Below are 17,984 nucleotides of genomic sequence, written 5' to 3' on the forward strand. Positions count from 1 at the left end.
GGCTTTTTTACGGTTCTATTCTTTGTGTGTTGTCATCAGGTAGCTGAATAATCTGGTTTTTTCCTCACTTGTGAGTGTTGAAATGCGCTGTATGTTATTTTCCGGGATACTTTCCGGATGAGGATAGCGGGCCAGTACTTTTTCGATACTTTCTTCACGGATAAGGTGATAGATAGGATAAGGTGACTTATTGGTCAGGTTCTCATCATCTTCAGGACGGTTGCCGGCAAAGCAGTAATCAGGATGGAATGTTGCTACCTGATATATCCCTTCCCAGTTGTGCTGCATGATCAGTGCATCAATCCAGTCAATAAACTGATTATAGTCGTCGAATGATGACAAGAAATAAGGAACTACAACCAGCGTTGTTTCCAGTTGATCTGCCGGAGTTGAATCGAGTTCAAGAAACTGCTGATAAAGATCTTCCAGTAACTTCTCTTCTTGCTGTGCCTGACTGATATATATCTTTATCTGTTTCTTCTTATGGGGTTTGGCGGCAAAAGGGCATAGATTCAGACCAATAACGACCTGAGTCAGCCACTGTTCGACCCTCTGATGAATCGAGGTCTGTTCTGATTGAGAGTTCATAGTGTCAATAAGCTGCAAGAGAAATTTGCGGGCAAGGATACCATGAAATCTAGATTGAGTTGGTATGTTGCTGAGGGTGAAATGTACTGAACTCTCTCAACTGCCAGCATAAGGCAAACAGGAACAGGTAAACACAACTTCCACCGGCAACGACGGCATACCAGCCACCGTACTGCCAGCAGGCCATAAGAAAGAAACCGCCTAAACTTCCCCCGAGATAGTAATGCACCAGATAAAGTGCCGTTGCAGTTGCTTTGGCTTGCTTTGCATGCTGACTGACCCAGGCATAAGCCAGTGTATGAGTGAAAAAGGCACCGGAGCTGATACAGATTAAAGCAATGATCATCATTGGCAGAGATTCAATGACAGCCAGCCACATCCCGGCGAGGCTAAGGCATGTCCCTGCAACCATACCGGAAACTGTATGATAGCGTTTGAGCCAGCAGGATGTCAGACGTGAACTCAGCGTGCCACCCAGATAGCAGATGAAGATGAGAGAAGCAAGTCCGATAGGTACAGAGTACGGCTCGGCAACCAGACGAAACCCCATCACGGTGTACAGGTTCACAAACAGAGCAAAGTTAGCTCCGCCAAATAACATTGCCAGCCAGAGCTTACGATTACGCAGATGCATTAATACCGAGCGTTGATGCTGAAACAACTGTCCCCGGCGTGGCGTAAAGTTTTGCTGGGGCGGGAGACGGAAATAGACATAGATTGCACCGCATATACTCAGTACACTCACCACAATAACAGCCGTTTCCCAGTTAAACAGCCCGGTGAGATTCCCTCCGGCAATCCGGCCACATATTCCGCCCAGAGAATTTGCCGCAATATAGCTGCCGATAGCCGCCTGAAAAGCTTTGGGAGAAAATTCTTCAACCATATAAGCGACAGCAACCGAGGCAAAAGCAGCAATTGCAACTCCGGAAAGTGCCCGAGCTGCGACAAGTGTCCACCATACCGGATGAATCAGTAGCCCGATACCGATCAGCGGTAAAGTAAACAGACCTATCATCATGATCTTTCTGCGTCCGAATGATTCCGAACAGATGGCCCAGGGAACTAAAGTGACTGACAAAGCCAGAGTAGATGCAGCAAAGAGCCAGTTTACTTTAGTTCCGGACAGGTGATAAAGCTCAGCCATATGCGGCAGAATTGGCTGAAACAGATACAAATTACAAAAAACAATAAAGGCACCGAAAGCCAGTCCAAAAGAGACCCGGCGGTATTGAGGTGTATGTAATTCGATCATTCATCTGTCCTGCTGTTTATCCTGTGATCAAAGTAACATCAGCCACGTAATTAATAAAATATATTAAAAATATTATTGCTATATAATTTATATATAATGGAAATTCGTCAACTGAAGCATTTCACTGCGATTGTACAGACGGGAAGTTTTACCGCGGCAGCCCAATCCCTTCACATTGCACAATCGGCCTTAAGTATTTCAATTAAGAAATTTGAGCAGCAACTGGGTATTCGCCTCCTCAGAAGAGACGAACGTAAAGTAAGCATGACTGATGAAGGAAAAGTGCTATACGACTATGCACTGCGTATTCTTCAGCAGGTTGATGATGCCAATCTGGCCATGGATGAACTGCAAGGATTAGTGAAAGGTGAAGTCCGGCTGGGAACACCGAGTATGACCGGTTCTTATTTTTTCCCGGAGATTGTCATGGCTTTTAAAAGCCATTACCCCAATTTGAAAATGACTGTTGTTGAAGCCGGAGGACAGTCGATCAGAAAAATGTTGCTGGCCGGGGAATTAGATATCGGTGTCATTTTAAACCGGGACATTCCGGAAGGACTGAGTGTTGATCCGCTACTGACATCACAAATGGTTGCTGTTGTCGGGGAGCATCATGAATTAGCTGAATTGTCTCATATGACTCTGGAAACGTTTTTTCAGCATGAGCTGGTGACTTTTCAGCCGGGTTACTATCATCGTGAGTTCATCGAGAAAGCATGTCAGGAACACCATTTTCAGGCTCAGATTTCATTTGAAACGAATCTGCTACCAATGATTTTAAGGATTGTGAAAAGAGAATATGCAATCAGTTCTTTATTGAAGCTGGTCACAGATCATGAGCCGAGTGTGCGTGCGATTCCTTTTGAACCACCGGTTCCTGTCCACTTGGCGCTGGCCCGGCGCAATGACGGCTATCTGTCTTATGCCAATCAGGCTTTTATCGATTTTGTGAAGACTTACGTGTCCTGAGAACTCCGATCAGTTTGTAAAAGATTAAAACGTTAGGCAGAGCAACATGTATATGCTGAAAACATGTTAGGTTGAGTATAAAGAAGTTCGTTTCAGACTGAACTTGATGTCGGGGAGGTTGAAATGGATATTGAAATTTACCTGCCGTGCCAGCCTTACTGGATATGCCGGTCTCTGATGTATACATTCTATGTTGTTATGACTATCGCTGTTGTGTGGCTGATTGGTCTGGTGATCCGGGAATATGTTCGTATACGGCATCGTGCTGAGTATGTACAGAAACTCAGAAAGCTACATTATAAGGAAAGGCATCAATTGAAATCTGAGTATCCGATGAAACGTTTGAAACGGCCAATGCGGCGAAAATAATATTGTTATTGCCCTATATTCTCAAGGTTTAGTGCACTTCCGGTGAGTGATTTCTGCTGCCCTGAACTCTGCATCCTGAAGATAAGTTGAGTATAATGTATATAGGAGGCCGAGATGAATATTCATGTTTTTTATTACACGCCGTGTAAACCTGACTGGTTATGCGGACCGGCAATAATTGTGATAGGAATACTTCTCGCAATTGGGCTCGTTTTATTTATCCGGCTGGTTATCAGAGAATATTTACGGATTCACCGGACACAATATGTTTTAAAACGCAGAAGCCTTCATTACAAAGAGAGACATAAATTAAAACCTTATCATCCGATGCGCTGGCCAAGAAAACCCCGCGATTGATCCTTAGTATTTGCTGCTTTACGGATAGAGCTGCCGGTGAAATTTCCGGGACTGTGCTGTTTCACCAAAATATTGAATAAATCTATTTAAGTGTATTCTGGCGAGAGCGTACTGCTGCGCTTTTATTTCGGTCCGGATCAGATAAAACTGAGACTGGAATCGTTTTGGGTCATGATTCAGTGCCTGTAAAAAAAATTGCTGTGCCTGAAATGAGTCTCCGGATTTCAGTGAGCAGAGACCGGCATTTTCATAACTGGCCGCAATCTGAGGGTAATCCGGCCTTGAATAAACCCGGGCGAAGAATTGCTGCGCCTGCCTGACCTTTCCTTGCTTACATAAAAATGTGCCGTAATTATTGAGAATATCCGCGTGATTCGGATGATCATCTAATGCCTGTAAGTACTGCTTTCTGGCTTTGTCTGTTTCGCCGACCGTTTCGTAATAATAGGCCTGTGCAAGTTGCAGCCGGATGTAGTGTGGTGCAATTTCGGCTGCCTGTAATAAATTACTCAGTGCCTTCTGAGGTTCGTGACGCTGAAGATAGGCAATACCTAATGTAATTCTGGCATCCGCAACATTTTGGTTGTCAGAAGTATGTTGTGAGTTGAGGCTACACCCGGAAATATAATAGCCACATCCCAGCAGAATCAGTAAACGTTTCATATTCTCTCCATTTATCAGCGAATGATAGAGCGATAAAACGGAGATGGAATACAGTGATGTCTGTCTTGCGACTCAGATAAAAAAAGCAGTCTTTTATCTGACTGCTTTTGAGAAAATCAACATGGCCTAATCATCTTTCGTGAATTTATCTTCACTGAAATGTTCCAGATCGTACGGTGTTTGCTGGTAAACACAATAGTTGAGCCAGTTTGAAAACAACAGGTGGCCGTGGCTTCTCCAACTGGCAATCGGCGGATTGTCGGGATTATCATTCTGGTAATAATTCACAGGAACAGTAGGTTCCAATCCTTCCCCTAAATCGCGGATGTACTCGCCGTGTAACGTCATGGCATCATACTCAGGATGACCGGTGACGAAGACATGACGCTTATCCTGACTGGTTGCCAGATACATTCCGGCATCCTCAGAAGTGGCAAGGATATCCAGATCTGTATTTTCCTGAATAAAATCAACAGGGAAATCAGCATATCTGGAATGAGGAGCAAGGAAAGAATCATCAAAGCCCCGAATCAGCGGGTGAAAATCTTTCTGGAGCGAATGTGTATAAACTCCGGAGAGTTTCTCTTTGCGGGTCAGTTTCGGTAATCCGTAAAGAATATTGAGCCCAGCCTGAACTGCCCAGCATACATATAAGGTTGAAGTTACATGGTTTCTGGCCCACTGAATAATCGATTCCAGATGTTGCCAGTAGACGACATCTTCAAAAGCAACCAGTCCCAGAGGTGCGCCGGTTACGATGAGGCCATCAAAGTAGCGGTCTTTGACCATTTCGAATTGACGGTAGAACGTATTTAAATGTTCTTCGGGTGTATTGCGGCTAGGGCGGTTATCAATGCGTAAGAGTTCTACATCGACCTGGAGCGGACTATTGGAAAGTAATCGTAAAAACTGAGTTTCAGTCTCAATTTTTTTAGGCATCAGATTCAGGATAAGAACTTTTAGCGGTCTGATTTCTTGCGTCGAAGCACGAGATTCATGCATGACAAAGATGTTCTCATGCAGCAGAACATCGGTTGCAGGAAGTTGATCAGGAATCTTTATCGGCACAGCTTAACTCTCACAATAAATCTATCTGGACGTCTATACATCTAAACTTAACCGAATCGATCGCATATGTCGACAGAAAAAATCAAGAACCGTTGCTGATGAGTATTTTTTAGTGCTGTCATGTATAGAGTAGTGGCGTTGTGACACTTATATATTCATCAGTTTGATATGAACTGACTGTGGATATTAATTAAAAGAATAACCACAGATAAGCAGTTAAGCCTGAGTATTCAGCTTATCTGTGGATGTATACACGTGTGATGAGATGACAGACAACTGTTGGATTTACCTATGAAAGCTTGGACAGAAAAAATCCGCCCGCCATATAAGTTTATGTTTTCCTTTCATTGATAACAGTACGTCTTTGCCTTTCATTTGAGGAAATGCGAATAAAGGAGGCAATTCATCCACATCACTCGGTACCGCTTTGTATGCGCGGATACAAGTAAAGGTTGAATCTAAATTGTCTACCAGCATATCGTGAGATAAACAAATACCTAGCTCATCGCGTATCATTGTATGTTCCTTCTATCTATGTTTTCCCAAAGGTGTAACGCATACTTCCCGGATGATATTTTTATATGAAATAATTCCAGCATCCCTGCATAAAAAGTATACAACCTATTTGACAGGTCGATGGTTCGAGGCCTGAATTTCCTTGTGATCTTTGCCAAAAATTATTATGAAATTTCTAAAGTTGTTTTCGTGATAAACCCCTCTTGAATCTGCTGGTGGTCCGGGTAAATTAACCGAAAATAACGTCGTGAACTTAGCTGATGAATTTATTGTTATTTTTCTAAAATCCTGACAATATAAATTTTAGAACACCTTGTTATCGGTTCCGGACTCTGATGAAGATGATCTATGTTTGAGATGAACCCAGTGATTTTCGCTGAAACTGCATCTTGAGGCCATTTGGGTATACAATAACAATGTCAAAGTTGCTGTTTTTACAGCCCGGTTCAATTCAGAATAGAAGTAGAGCGGTATGAGTCATCCAACAAGTACGATCTTGACAGAAAGTGGAACAAATGAATTAGAAATCATTGAGTTTCATATAGAAAAACGGCTGCCTAACGGCGGAACCAAGACTTGTTACTACGGTATTAACGTCGCAAAAGTCCGGGAAGTAATTCAGGTTCCCGAAACCACGGATTATCCTAATGCTCAGCCGCATATGATCGGTGTGTTTTCTTCCCGGGATATTTTAACTCCTCTGGTCGATTTAGCCGGGTGGCTTGGTATACCCAAATCACCGGATGTCGAAAGTAAGTTTGTTATCGTGACAGACTTCAACCGGATGACCAATGGGTTCCTGATCGATAGTGTCAGCAGAATTCATCGTATTTCCTGGAATGATGTGGAGTCGCCAAGCCAGTTTCTTGAAGCCGGAGAGCAGGACTGTGTGGTTGCAGTCGTGCGGAAAGAAGGGCATCTGATTATGATTCTGGACTTTGAGAAAATCATTGCTGACATCAACCCTGAGCTGAGTATGGAAAAATATGATGTCAGAGTAGATAAAAGTATCGATCTGAATCAGAAGATGATTAGTAAGAGAAATGCGAAAACAGTCATGGTTGTTGATGATTCTGCATTCATTCGCAGCCTGATTCAGGATACGCTCAGTTCCGCCGGTTATAACGTGATTGCCTGTAAAGATGGCGGTGAAGCGTTTGAAAAACTGATGAATATTGAAAAATCAGCGGCAGAGGAAGGTGTTCAGGTTCGAGAGCTGATCGATGCGATTGTAACCGATGTTGAAATGCCTCGTATGGACGGTATGCATTTGGTGAAACGACTGAGAGACAACGCATCGTACGGTGATATTCCAATTGTCATGTTCTCTTCGCTGATGAGTGATGATAACCGTCATAAGGCATTATCACTGGGAGCCAATGATACCATCACCAAACCGGAAATCGGCAAACTGGTGACCATGATGGATCAATACATTTTCGAGTCTGCATAGTCAGACTGAAAGTGTTATCTGCGAAGTGATGGGTCTATTGATTGTTCTGTGTACACCGACATTTCTGTGTCGGTTGTATGAGTGAAACGTGCTGTAAGAAAATAACCGGAGTTTTTTATTACGATGCTGAACATCTTTCTTATTGTTGCATTGTTAGTCTTGTTCTTTATTTTTGCACAGCGCTATTTAATTAAAGAAGATGACAGTAAAGAATATGCCTATCGGCGGTTCGGACCATTACTTAATCCGGCGGAGAGCACGTTTTACCGTGCGTTAATTGATGCCGTAGGAGAGCAGGGCGTCGTATTTGCCAAAGTCAACATGGCACAGTTGCTGGTACCAACAGGCCTGAAGAAGAAAAAAGACCTTTTTATTGCCAGTAACCGAATCTCAAAATACTGTTTCCAGTTTGTGGTGTGTGATCCCAGAACATTTGAACCCCGGGCAGTCATTGAACTGGATAATGGTAAATCACTGAGTAAAGCTAAAATCGAACGGGAAAAGCTGCTGATGAGTGTCTGCCGGTCAGCGAATATTCCGTTGATTGGGACAACCATTAAATATAGTTATCAGGTGAGCCGGCTACGGCGATTGCTGGCGGCTCACATCGATTTGATTGAAGTCGATAAAGAAGTTCGTTTCTGTAAGAAATGTGGTAGTCCGATGGTGATTCGCGTCGCTACTCAGGGAGAATATAAAGGTCGGCGTTTTTTCACCTGTAGCCGTCAGCCTCATTGTAATTATACTGAGAATTATAATGTCGTTTATGAAGATGAGGAGGAAGATTAGTTTGGGAATCTGTGTGGCGCGGTGTTAAACCGATTCGTAATGTTCGACCTCTTCTTCGGTTGTTGACGTTTTAGCACCGGTTTGACAGATCCGTACCTGATTTTTACCGTTTTTCTTAGCCTTATAAAGCTCAATATCTGCCAGTTTCAGGATGTCCGAAAGGTTGTCGCCATTACGGTAACGACAGATACCGATGCTTAGTGTCAGTTGTAATCGTTTGTCTCCGAAGCTGAACAGATGGCTACTCACGGTATGGCGTAGTTTTTCCCCGATTTTTTTTGCTTCATCAAGATCCATGTCAAACAGAGTAATACAAAACTCTTCACCACCAATGCGAAAGAGATTTTCATCTCCGACAATACGACTAATAATCAGACTGGTTTCTATCAGTACCTTATCACCGATGTCATGACCAAAACGGTCATTGATCTGTTTGAAATAGTCGATATCAAGAATCAACAGACTCAGATGTTGCTTCTCTTTTTTCGTACTCGTAAAACGGTGAAACGCTGTCGATAAGGATAAGCGATTGTGTGTTCCGGTTAGTGAATCTCTGGAAGCCAAATACATCAGTGAGTTTTCAATGTCTGACCGGTTTGACTCATACAGATGAGAAACTACCCAGATGCCAACGTAACACAGAACGAGATTAAACATGCTTTCTAGCATGTTGTAGGTGTCATTGTGACTAAATTTGATGGCGATAATCACGGACTGGATCAGCAGAAATATTCCACTTGTGTACATACCGTGCCTGATGCCTAGTAGTAAATACAGCATCATTGGCGCAAAAGAACTCCAGATAAAAAGTCCCTGAGTGACAGGTTGCGAGTATGTGCCGAGAAGCAGCATGAACATCAGATAATAAGCGTAAGAAAGGATATATTTCTGAGAATACCGTTTCTGTTTGATCCGGGTATAAACTGAGCAGGAATAAACCGAGAGAATACATTCGGCGAAAGCCATAACGTATTCGTTTTGATGGACAAAATGAAAGATAGCAAAGAACAGGGCAATCAATGTTAAAAATAGACTGATACCGGAAAGAACAGATGTTCTGAGTAAGTATGATTTATTGGGTAACCGATCATCCATTTTAAGAGCATTCTGCATATGTTCTAGCCAATTGGCGTATGTTACGCAATCGTTGTAATAGTTCAACTGGTTTTATGGGTGAATGTCACAAAATTAGACATAAATTATATTTATATCCGTAAAGATTATGCCGATATCTGGTGAAAATTACTTCGAATTGAACAAAAAATTTCCATGTTGGTGATCTTAAAGGCAATCAGTTCATTTTCAGGGAAATTTTTCTTGCACAACGCTAAGACTGTCGTTAATATCCTTCCCGTTCTTGATTGATGCGTCCGTAGCTCAGTTGGTTAGAGTATCGCCTTGACATGGCGGGGGTCGGTGGTTCGAGTCCACTCGGACGCACCATTACAAGAAAGCACAATCTGCGTCTGTAGCTCAGCTGGTTAGAGTATCGCCTTGACATGGCGGGGGTCGGTGGTTCGAGTCCACTCAGACGCACCAGAATTTCAGATAAAGCCCGCATCTTGCGGGCTTTATTAGTTTCAGAAGATTGTCTTTTCACAGACTGCTTTCAAACGGATCGCTTTCAACTGAATGTTTTAACTTTCATGTTGACTGGCTGACTGCTCAATAGTATCTATGATTTCATGCAGGGAGACAGCGTCTTCAAAATTGGGTGCCAAACGGCTGCCCGTCTCAATATCCTGATAAAGCCGGGTATACATGCGGGCAACGTTGCGTACTGTTGCTGATTCCGGCCAGCCCTGATAGTCGTCTTCTGCTGGCATGAGTAGCTCCAACTCTTTCTGTGCACCTTTAGCACCTTTAACCGTGAGCTGAATCATCTGTGCATGACCCAGACCACCGGTTACCTGAATATCACCTTCCGTACCATTGATTTCCCAGAGTAGATTCGTGCCACGGGAAACTCCGCCGCGGTAATGAACTGAAAGTGCTGCGCCACTGGCAAGTGTTCCCTGAACCAGAATCTGGTCGGGAACTGTTTTAGGACGGGTTTCTCCGGTATCGGTGACTGTTACAGCGTCAAACTGACTGATAAAACGTGCATCCAGCGAACCGAATTCACCCAACACATCACGCATTGCTGCAAAGGTATGAGCCAACGGGATAGTTTGCATATTTGCACCGTTACGGTTATCGAACAGATAGTAATAATCGTCGATGGTTTCTCCCGCCCAGTTACCTCCGGACCCGATTAGTGTCGTGGAAAGAACTTTACCGACAAATCCGTCTTTAACCAATTGGCTCAGATGTTCAATTTCCAGTGCCGCACGGGCTTGTGTACCTGCTACCGCAACAACACCTTTTTCTTTTGCTAGTTTAGCAAGCTCACGGGCTTCAGCGAGACCATTACCCAGCGGCCATTCACAATAGACATGTTTACCGGCGTTCAATGCAGCAGTTACTAATTGCAGGTGATGCGGTACTTTTACCGTCACGACAACGAGATCAATATCCGGCGAGTTGACTAATGCTTCAGCATCTGCGAATGCATGAGGTAAACCCAATGCGGAAGCGGTACGTTGAGCACTTTCCTGACTACTGTTGGCAACACCGACGATGGTAAATTTGTCGGAAAGTGACTGTAGGGCCGGAAGATGAGCAGTTGCAGCCCAGTGGCTATCAGGATTTAATCCAATAAAACCAACCCGAATCCGTTGATCTGCCATAATATATACCTCCATTTTTCAATTATATTTAGAGCTGTTCCGCAGAGTTCAACCTTGGAAGTTCAGCAGCCCTAGTAGAGTGTTCCATTGTGCTGTTCACGTGAAGTGAAGGCAGTCGCTAAGCAGTAATCTACCGTAACTTTGCTTTGATACGCGCACCTGATAATCTCAATCATCTGCCTGATCCTCTCAATATAATTCAGAATCCGAGTGGTAAAGACCAACGAGCCGGAGATGAAACAGTACAAAATAAGAGACAGACTGCTGAAACAAATGTGTCAGATCGTTAGTGGGTGAGGTGATTTTGTTACTCAATAGAAATAGGCCGTTAATGGAATGAATGATTGGATTGAAAAAATACGATCTCAGGTCGAGAAATACATGGTTCTTGGGGAAAGTGTTACGCTTTTTTCCGGTGTTTCCGTTTTTGCTTCAACGGGAACGACATGTCCGGTCTCAACATTGCATGAACCAATGCTTTGTCTGGTTCTGCAAGGGGCGAAAGAAGCGATTATAGGACAGAATGTATTACGTTATGAGATGGCTTCCTTTTTCGTGAATTCGGTTGAACTGCCAATTGCCAGCCGGATTATCGAGGCCAGTGAGCATCAGCCGTATATCGCGATTAACATGACACTGGATACCGACAAACTTGCAGATATTGTGACCCGTTTTCCTGGGACATTGCACCAGCAAGAGGGAAATTGCTATGCGGTTACACCGGCAACTGAAACATTGCTGGAGCCATTGTGGCGGTTGATGACATTACTGGACATCCCGGATGATATACCATTTTTGTTTCCTATGATTGACCGGGAAATTCTCTACCGTTTGTTGCAGGGATCTCAGCAATCGATATTGCGTCAGATTGCAGGTACAGATAACCGTGTTATGAAAGTACGGCAGGCTATTCGCTGGATTCGCACACATTATGCCCGGGCAATTCCAATCCATGTTCTGGCTGAAGAGTCCGGGATGAGTCTATCGTCACTACATCGTCATTTCAGAGCAGCGACCGGAATGACACCACTTCAGTACCAGAAAACACTGCGTTTACAAGAGGCTAGACAGCTTCTGGTCGGTGGTGCTGATGTTGGTGATACAGCTTATAAAGTCGGGTATGAAAGTCCTTCTCATTTTAGCCGGGAATATACCCGTATGTTCGGTATTACACCGTCAGTGGACGCGAAGCAACTGCGCGGCCGGGGTGTCACTCCAGCTGAGATTAGTCATGCACCATGGTGATGTATGACATGATGAAAATTGGTCGATAAGGCAATTATTTCTCGTCGTCATCAACTTTTTAGAGGCCTCAAATTTACTCATGAAAAGACTTATTGCTCTTTTTATGAGTATAGAGAGGTCTTTTTTTATGAATATGACTACTTTATTTGCAAATTTCCGATTTAAGACTATATACATTGCAGGCTCTTTGTCCTGAGGGTTAGAGAATGAATTTGGACGATCAGGCAATAAAGATGCAAGATCTATCTACCGTTACATACCAACTTTCCTATATATTCTTTAACAGATTTACAAGGTGGCCGAATGAATGTCACTAGTAACAAAAATCCTATATCACAGGGCGTAGTAATCTTTTGAAAAGGTTTTGTAGCACGCTCTGAAGCGAATTGACTGAACAAAACTTTGGAGAAACTGATGAGTAATAATATTGCGAATAAAGTCGTTATCATTGCTGGTGCAAGCAGCGGCATTGGTGAAGCAACCACTCGCCGTCTGGCACAGGATGGTGCAAAACTTGTTATCGGTGCACGTCGTGAAGACCGTCTGAAAGCACTGGCCGAGTCACTGCCTGGCGCAGATATTAGTTATCAGGTCGCTGATGTTACAAAACCGGAAGATATGGAAAATCTGGCAAAACTGGCGATGGATAAGTATGGTCGTATTGATGCGATCTACAATAATGCCGGGATTATGCCGACAGCCAACCTGAGCGAAGTTCACCGTGATGAATGGAAAGCGATGCTTGATATCAACATCATGGGTGTACTGAATGGTATTGCTGCTGTACTGCCAGTTATGAGAGCACAGAAAGACGGTTTGATTATTTCAACGGATTCTGTTGCTGGTCATGTCGTTTATCCCGGTTCAGCAGTTTATTGTGGGACTAAATTTGCTGTCCGTGCAATTATGGAAGGGTTACGTCAGGAAGAGCGTGAAAACAATATTCGCTCTACAATTATCTCTCCGGGATTGGTCAACACCGAACTGTATACCACAATCAGTGATAAAGAATTTGGTGAGTCTTTAAGAGATGCCGCACAAATTCCGGGAATTGGCCTGAACCCTGAAGATATTGCCAATGCGGTAGCTTATGTGATTGGCACACCAAGTACAGTAGCCGTCAGTGAGATGCTGATTCGTCCGACGAATCAGATAGTATAAGTTCCGAAAATAAAAAACGAGCCAGCGAAGGCTCGTTTTTTTGTCCGGTCAAAATGTTGAACCGGAATCCGGTACTTTGGGCTGCTGAATTTCCGTTGCTTCTACAACCGGACTGAGTTCCCGCCACCAGGTTGTGAAAGTTTGCGTGGTATCGTCCAGATTGATGCCTGCTCCGATTAAAGGCAGCAAGAGACGATAATTCTGTTGTTCACTGGCCTGAGTAATGCGTTCAAGCGGTTCATACCAGGTGTGTTTGGATAATTTGAATTTGCAGTTGTGCGAAGGCAGTAAAGCCTTTGACTGCAAGTCGGCTGCCGCCTGAGCTGTTTCTTCCGGCATCATGTGGATATAAGGCCAGGCAGTATTGTATTGTCCGGTCTCTAATACAGCGATATCGAATGCGCCCAGTTTGGCCGAGATTTCCGCAAAATGTTTGCCATAACCGCTGTCACCTCCCAGATAAATCTTATGATTCGGACTTATCAATGCAATTGAACCCCACAGGGTTTTATTTCTTTTGAGTAAACGTCCGGAGAAGTGCTGTGCCGGTAATATGTGGATTTCAATGTTCTGCTCCCGAAAGCAGTCATACCAGTAACCTTCAAAAATCTTCTCTGCTGAAAATCCCCACTGCCGGAAATAAGAACCGACACCGAAAGGTGTAATGATTTGACTAATTTTATGACGCAGTGCATTAACTGTCGGGTAGTCGAGATGATCCCAATGGTCATGTGTGATTAACAGATAGTCGATATCAGGAATATCATCAGGCTGATAGATATTACTGCCCCGGAAAGCAAGATTGGTATATGGAACAGGTGAAGCATTTTCACTCAATACCGGATCAACCAGAAAGCGCAGTCCGTCCAGTTGAATAAAATAGGAAGAGTGGCCCATCCAGATCATGACATTGTCTTTTCGATCCAGAGTCAGGAGATCTGTTTTGACCGATGGTAATGCCTGTTGTGGTTTGGAGTGCTCGACTTTTTCAAACAGAAACTTAAACAGACCGACAAAGAAATTCTGTTCTCGAACCATTACCGGAACCGGATCGCTATTCTGGAATACGCCGTTGATGCTTTTCGAATCATGATGCGCGGCCGATGAATTTTCCGGATGAACGATTGGCTGAGTAAACTGAGGTCGCCGGAGATAAAAGTAGAGACCTGCGATCAGTAACAGAATCACGATAATAAACATATTCCCAAGCTCCACTGGTCTATTCGTACATTTTCAGAGAATCAATTACCGTTGTTTTTGTTGAAGTCTGGCTTCCTCAAAAGAGGGCAAATTAATTTTTCTGGATTTCTTAATGAATTGATTACTATGATAATTAATAATTGCATAGTATATAAAATGCTCAATAATATTCTATCGAAGTAACCCTTCCGAGATAGTAATAAAACTCTTTAATTCTTGCCTAATCCTACAAGGTTTAAATTTTCTTTTTTCCCATTCCCTGATGCCACGGGGTCTGACACAGGAATGTAACTGAGGCATGGCATGCCATGTTTTATAGGTATTGGACTTACAAAAAGTGTGTAATTAGATTGGTTGCTATGACTCAGGTTGCACTGTTGTGTCACGTAAAGAGCTGTATGCGGTCGGGCTGAACAATGATTTTGTGACTGCGATAAAACGTTATATCAACAACCAAGGGTCGATTGTGTAGATTTTTATCATCGGGAGTATAAATCATGGGTCAAGAGAATCAAAGACGAGAGTTTCTGAAGAAAGCTGCGCTGGCTGGTGCCGGTGCTGCATTGGGGGGCGGAATGGCTTTGCAGTCTGCAACAGTCAATGCTCAGGAACTGAGACATGCAATCCAAAGCCGGGGATTAGCCGCGACGGACAGCACAGGAATATTGCGGGAATGGACTTTTCCACGTCGGCCTCTGGGCGACAACGATATTCTGATTGATATCAAATACAGTGGTATCTGCCACTCAGATATCCATCAGGAGCGCGGTCACTGGCAGCCACAGCAATATCCTCAGGTTCCGGGACATGAAATCGCCGGTATCGTGGCTGCTGTCGGTAAAAAGGTCACTAAATTTAGAGTTGGTGATAAAGCCGGTGTTGGCTGTATGGTTGACAGCTGTATGGAATGTTATAGCTGTACACATGGTGAAGAACATCTGTGTGAACGCAACGAAACCGTATATACATACGGTTCACCACAGCAATCTTCGCCGACTGGTATTTCTCAGGGCGGTTATTCATCCAATATTGTTGTTCGTGATCACTTTGCTATCAGAATTCCTGACAGTATTGATCTCCAGCACGCAGCACCGCTACTTTGTGCGGGAATCACAACTTATTCGCCGCTGATGCGTTCTAACTTTAAACCCGGCGATAAAGTCGGTGTCGTTGGTATCGGTGGTTTAGGGCATCTGGCAGTCAAACTGGCCGTGTCGAAAGGTGCTGAAGTGTATGCCTTTACAACCAGTGCTTCTAAAGTTCAGGATATTTTAGGTTTCGGTGCCAGAGAAGTTATCGTCGTTGACACACTGGATAAACTGTTGCCTTATAACGGTCAGATGGATTATGTGATCTCTACAATTCCTTACGACTTTGATATCGCATCGTATGCGAGTCTGGCAAAACCATTCAAAGAGTTCACTCAGGTAGGCATGCCAATCAGAGGTCAGCTCTCAGTCAATAACTTCCTGATGATCAGAAACCGCGTTAATCTGAATGGTTCTCTCATCGGCGGTATTGCCGAAACACAAGAGGTGATGGACTACTGTGCGAAAAACGGTATTCACCCGCAAATACAGATTATCGATGCCGGTGAAGTGAATGATGCATGGAACAAAGTCGTCAACAAAGATGCCCGTTACCGCTATGTAATTGATGCATCAACCATCTAACTCAGATGTTTCCTCTGCTGAAGTTCAGACCCGCGCTTTGTCGCGGGTTTTTTCATGCTTGTGTAACCATTGATTAAGATAAATGAATCCGTCAGTATTAGATTAGTTGATTATATGTAGCTGGTGTTAATATGGCACTGATGAAAACCGTAATGCCTGCCTCTGACACTGTTTTCCCAGAAGAATTGATATATATGAACACGATTATCGAACTGATGAAGCAAGATCCGCTGCGACGTGAAGCGCTGGAATATGTCTCTCAGCTAGGGCTTCCTCAGTGTTACATTGCCGCAGGATTCGTCCGGAATCTCGTGTGGGATCACCTGCATCATTTTGAAACGTCCACACCACTGAACGATGTTGATGTCATATACTTTGATCCGTCTGAAAACGGTGTGGATACATACCAGATTTACGAATCTAAACTGAGTCAACAAATCCACACGCTTAACTGGCAGGTTCGTAACCAAGCATTGATGCATCTTCGTAATGGTGATGAACCCTATCTGAGTTCTGTTGATGCAATGAGTTACTGGCCGGAAAAAGAGACTGCCGTTGGCATACGACAGATCGGAACCAATGAATATGAGTGTATTTCAGCGTTTGGTTTTGACTCTCTGTTTGCTTTGAAACTCACACCAAATCCCAAACGCTCATATTCAGTCTTTGAAAGTCGTATGAAAGCAAAAAACTGGCTGGAACACTGGCCTGTACTAAAAGTTGAGTCGTAGGACTCACTTCTTATATACGTTACCGGAGGAAATATGCCCAAAGTGATTGCTGTAAGCCGAAGTGAAGCACATACATTTTCAAAATCAGTTGTTGATTCGATCACGTTGATTGCCGGAGAAGGTGTCGAAGGGGATGCCCATCGGGGAAAAACCGTTAAGCACCGATCAAGAGTTAAAGTTGATCCTACTCAGCCGAATCTCAGACAAGTTCACCTTATTCATAGTGAGTTATTTCAGGAGTTACAGGAAAAGGGTTTTCAGGTAGAAGCGGCTGCTTTGGGTGAAAATATCACAACCCGTGGGATCGATTTACTGAGTTTACCCAAAGGAACCGTTTTACAATTTCCGAGTGGTGCAAAAATTATGATTACCGGCCTTCGTAATCCGTGTCCTCAGATTGAAGCGTATCAAAAAGGTTTACTGTCTGCGGTATTAACGAAAGACAGCGCCGGTCATGTTGTCCGTAAAGCCGGGGTGATGGGCATCGTTGAAAACGGAGGGCGTGTAACCTGCGGGGATAATATTGAGATCATCTATCCGGAGGAGCCTTTTGAAAAACTTGAACGGGTTTAGAGGCCTGATTTAGCGGGCATTCTTTAAAGAGATTGAAATGAAAGGTAAAATTGTTAAGTGGAATGACTCAAAAGGATATGGATTTATCTCTGCTTTAAATAGCGAACTTAGAGTGTTTGTTCATATTTCGTCATTCAGGAGTGTTTCTCAACGTCCTAAGCTGAATGATCAGGTCACTTTCGAAGTGACGAAAGATAAACAAGGACGAATAAATGCAACAGATGTGAGATTTGATGGCATTGATAAATTACCTGTAACCGTCTTATTCGGGACAACATTTCTGGTTTTTGTGTGTGCGTCCGTTGTGGTACTCAATGGCCAATGGATTTTTGTTCCTTTGTATTTCTCTCTGAGTCTATTTACTTATCTGATGTATGCATGGGACAAGCAGGCGGCTCAAACTGGTGGCTGGCGTACATCGGAGAATGTCCTTCATATGCTGTCGTTGATCGGCGGTTGGCCCGGTGCATTATTGGCACAGAATCAATTACGCCACAAATCGCAAAAACAACCATTTAAGTCAATTCTTTGGGTCACCATATTTCTGAATATTGGTTTGTTTAGCCTGACTTTTTCAATCTCAGGCCATGAGTTAATTCTGTATCTACTGGGCAATATGCGATGATATCTGCCTTCAACCAACAA

The 17,984-nt window shown here is 43.6% G+C and carries 18 protein-coding genes and 2 tRNA genes; 12 read left to right on the forward strand and 8 right to left on the reverse strand.

The window, feature by feature from the left end:
• Positions 1 to 15: 15 nt before the first annotated feature.
• Both OCU74_RS07035 and OCU74_RS07040 read right to left on the reverse strand, forming a co-directional pair.
• On the reverse strand, positions 16 to 588 hold the full coding sequence (locus tag OCU74_RS07035) for a DUF1415 domain-containing protein (protein ID WP_087479050.1): 573 nt from the start codon (positions 586 to 588) through the stop codon (positions 16 to 18).
• Positions 589 to 637: 49 nt separating this feature from the next.
• Positions 638 to 1,843 carry an MFS transporter gene (locus OCU74_RS07040; RefSeq protein WP_087479051.1) on the reverse strand — a complete coding sequence of 402 codons (1,206 nt, stop codon included), beginning with the start codon at positions 1,841 to 1,843 and terminating at the stop codon, positions 638 to 640.
• A 96-nt stretch (positions 1,844 to 1,939) separates the two neighbouring features.
• Here OCU74_RS07040 and OCU74_RS07045 point away from each other — a divergent pair, with 96 nt between their 5' ends.
• Both OCU74_RS07045 and OCU74_RS07050 read left to right on the forward strand, forming a co-directional pair.
• Positions 1,940 to 2,812 carry a LysR family transcriptional regulator gene (locus OCU74_RS07045; RefSeq protein ID WP_087479052.1) on the forward strand — a complete coding sequence of 291 codons (873 nt, stop codon included), beginning with the start codon at positions 1,940 to 1,942 and terminating at the stop codon, positions 2,810 to 2,812.
• Between the two features lie 123 nt (positions 2,813 to 2,935).
• Positions 2,936 to 3,181 (forward strand): hypothetical protein, encoded by a 246-nt coding sequence (locus OCU74_RS07050; protein ID WP_087479053.1) that lies wholly within the window; start codon positions 2,936 to 2,938, stop codon positions 3,179 to 3,181.
• A 375-nt stretch (positions 3,182 to 3,556) separates the two neighbouring features.
• Here the strand turns inward: OCU74_RS07050 and pilW are convergent, their stop codons facing one another.
• The 3 genes from pilW to OCU74_RS07065 form a co-directional block, all read right to left on the reverse strand.
• Positions 3,557 to 4,201: a type IV pilus biogenesis/stability protein PilW gene (pilW, locus tag OCU74_RS07055; RefSeq protein ID WP_087479055.1), complete on the reverse strand. Its 645-nt coding sequence runs from the start codon at positions 4,199 to 4,201 to the stop codon at positions 3,557 to 3,559.
• Positions 4,202 to 4,327: 126 nt separating this feature from the next.
• Positions 4,328 to 5,269, reverse strand: coding sequence for a homoserine O-acetyltransferase MetA (gene metA, locus OCU74_RS07060; RefSeq protein ID WP_087479056.1), 942 nt, complete (start codon positions 5,267 to 5,269; stop codon positions 4,328 to 4,330).
• Between the two features lie 285 nt (positions 5,270 to 5,554).
• The gene (locus tag OCU74_RS07065) at positions 5,555 to 5,785 is read right to left on the reverse strand and encodes a hypothetical protein (protein WP_087479057.1); all 231 of its coding nucleotides are present in this window, start codon (positions 5,783 to 5,785) and stop codon (positions 5,555 to 5,557) included.
• 472 nt (positions 5,786 to 6,257) lie between these two features.
• On the opposite strand from OCU74_RS07065, the gene OCU74_RS07070 reads away from it, so the two are divergent.
• The gene (locus OCU74_RS07070; protein WP_087479058.1) at positions 6,258 to 7,238 is read left to right on the forward strand and encodes a chemotaxis protein; all 981 of its coding nucleotides are present in this window, start codon (positions 6,258 to 6,260) and stop codon (positions 7,236 to 7,238) included.
• 123 nt (positions 7,239 to 7,361) lie between these two features.
• Positions 7,362 to 8,027 (forward strand): DUF2726 domain-containing protein, encoded by a 666-nt coding sequence (locus OCU74_RS07075; protein ID WP_087479059.1) that lies wholly within the window; start codon positions 7,362 to 7,364, stop codon positions 8,025 to 8,027.
• Between the two features lie 24 nt (positions 8,028 to 8,051).
• Here the strand turns inward: OCU74_RS07075 and OCU74_RS07080 are convergent, their stop codons facing one another.
• On the reverse strand, positions 8,052 to 9,140 hold the full coding sequence (locus OCU74_RS07080) for a GGDEF domain-containing protein (RefSeq protein ID WP_315972451.1): 1,089 nt from the start codon (positions 9,138 to 9,140) through the stop codon (positions 8,052 to 8,054).
• 253 nt (positions 9,141 to 9,393) lie between these two features.
• Here OCU74_RS07080 and OCU74_RS07085 point away from each other — a divergent pair.
• Both OCU74_RS07085 and OCU74_RS07090 read left to right on the forward strand, forming a co-directional pair.
• Positions 9,394 to 9,470, forward strand: a tRNA-Val gene (locus OCU74_RS07085).
• 19 nt (positions 9,471 to 9,489) lie between these two features.
• Positions 9,490 to 9,566: transfer RNA gene (locus OCU74_RS07090), tRNA-Val, on the forward strand.
• A gap of 98 nt (positions 9,567 to 9,664) precedes the next feature.
• Here OCU74_RS07090 and OCU74_RS07095 read toward each other — a convergent pair.
• Positions 9,665 to 10,756: a Gfo/Idh/MocA family protein gene (locus OCU74_RS07095; RefSeq protein WP_087479060.1), complete on the reverse strand. Its 1,092-nt coding sequence runs from the start codon at positions 10,754 to 10,756 to the stop codon at positions 9,665 to 9,667.
• 336 nt (positions 10,757 to 11,092) lie between these two features.
• On the opposite strand from OCU74_RS07095, the gene OCU74_RS07100 reads away from it, so the two are divergent.
• Positions 11,093 to 12,001: an AraC family transcriptional regulator gene (locus OCU74_RS07100; protein ID WP_087479061.1), complete on the forward strand. Its 909-nt coding sequence runs from the start codon at positions 11,093 to 11,095 to the stop codon at positions 11,999 to 12,001.
• 414 nt (positions 12,002 to 12,415) lie between these two features.
• A complete protein-coding gene (locus OCU74_RS07105) occupies positions 12,416 to 13,162 on the forward strand; it encodes an SDR family oxidoreductase (RefSeq protein WP_087479062.1) in 747 nt (248 codons plus the stop codon).
• A 48-nt stretch (positions 13,163 to 13,210) separates the two neighbouring features.
• Here OCU74_RS07105 and OCU74_RS07110 read toward each other — a convergent pair whose 3' ends face one another.
• Positions 13,211 to 14,362, reverse strand: a complete 1,152-nt coding sequence (locus OCU74_RS07110) for an MBL fold metallo-hydrolase (RefSeq protein ID WP_087479063.1) — start codon at positions 14,360 to 14,362, stop codon at positions 13,211 to 13,213.
• Between the two features lie 497 nt (positions 14,363 to 14,859).
• Between OCU74_RS07110 and OCU74_RS07115 the strand changes: the two genes are divergently transcribed.
• The 4 genes from OCU74_RS07115 to OCU74_RS07130 all read left to right on the forward strand — a co-directional run bounded on the left by OCU74_RS07115 (position 14,860) and on the right by OCU74_RS07130 (position 17,964).
• Positions 14,860 to 16,035, forward strand: coding sequence for an NAD(P)-dependent alcohol dehydrogenase (locus OCU74_RS07115; RefSeq protein WP_087479064.1), 1,176 nt, complete (start codon positions 14,860 to 14,862; stop codon positions 16,033 to 16,035).
• 194 nt (positions 16,036 to 16,229) lie between these two features.
• The gene (locus OCU74_RS07120; protein WP_087480051.1) at positions 16,230 to 16,766 is read left to right on the forward strand and encodes a nucleotidyltransferase family protein; all 537 of its coding nucleotides are present in this window, start codon (positions 16,230 to 16,232) and stop codon (positions 16,764 to 16,766) included.
• 33 nt (positions 16,767 to 16,799) lie between these two features.
• Entirely contained in the window at positions 16,800 to 17,339 is a 540-nt protein-coding gene (locus OCU74_RS07125) for an MOSC domain-containing protein (RefSeq protein ID WP_087479065.1), read from the forward strand.
• 37 nt (positions 17,340 to 17,376) lie between these two features.
• Complete coding sequence (locus OCU74_RS07130) at positions 17,377 to 17,964, forward strand: DUF1294 domain-containing protein (RefSeq protein WP_200807638.1); 588 nt, start codon at positions 17,377 to 17,379, stop codon at positions 17,962 to 17,964.
• Positions 17,965 to 17,984 lie beyond the last annotated feature (20 nt).

Origin of the sequence: Vibrio mangrovi, assembly GCF_024346955.1 — a bacterium.
In the GTDB taxonomy this organism is placed as follows: Bacteria; Pseudomonadota; Gammaproteobacteria; order Enterobacterales; family Vibrionaceae; genus Vibrio; species Vibrio mangrovi.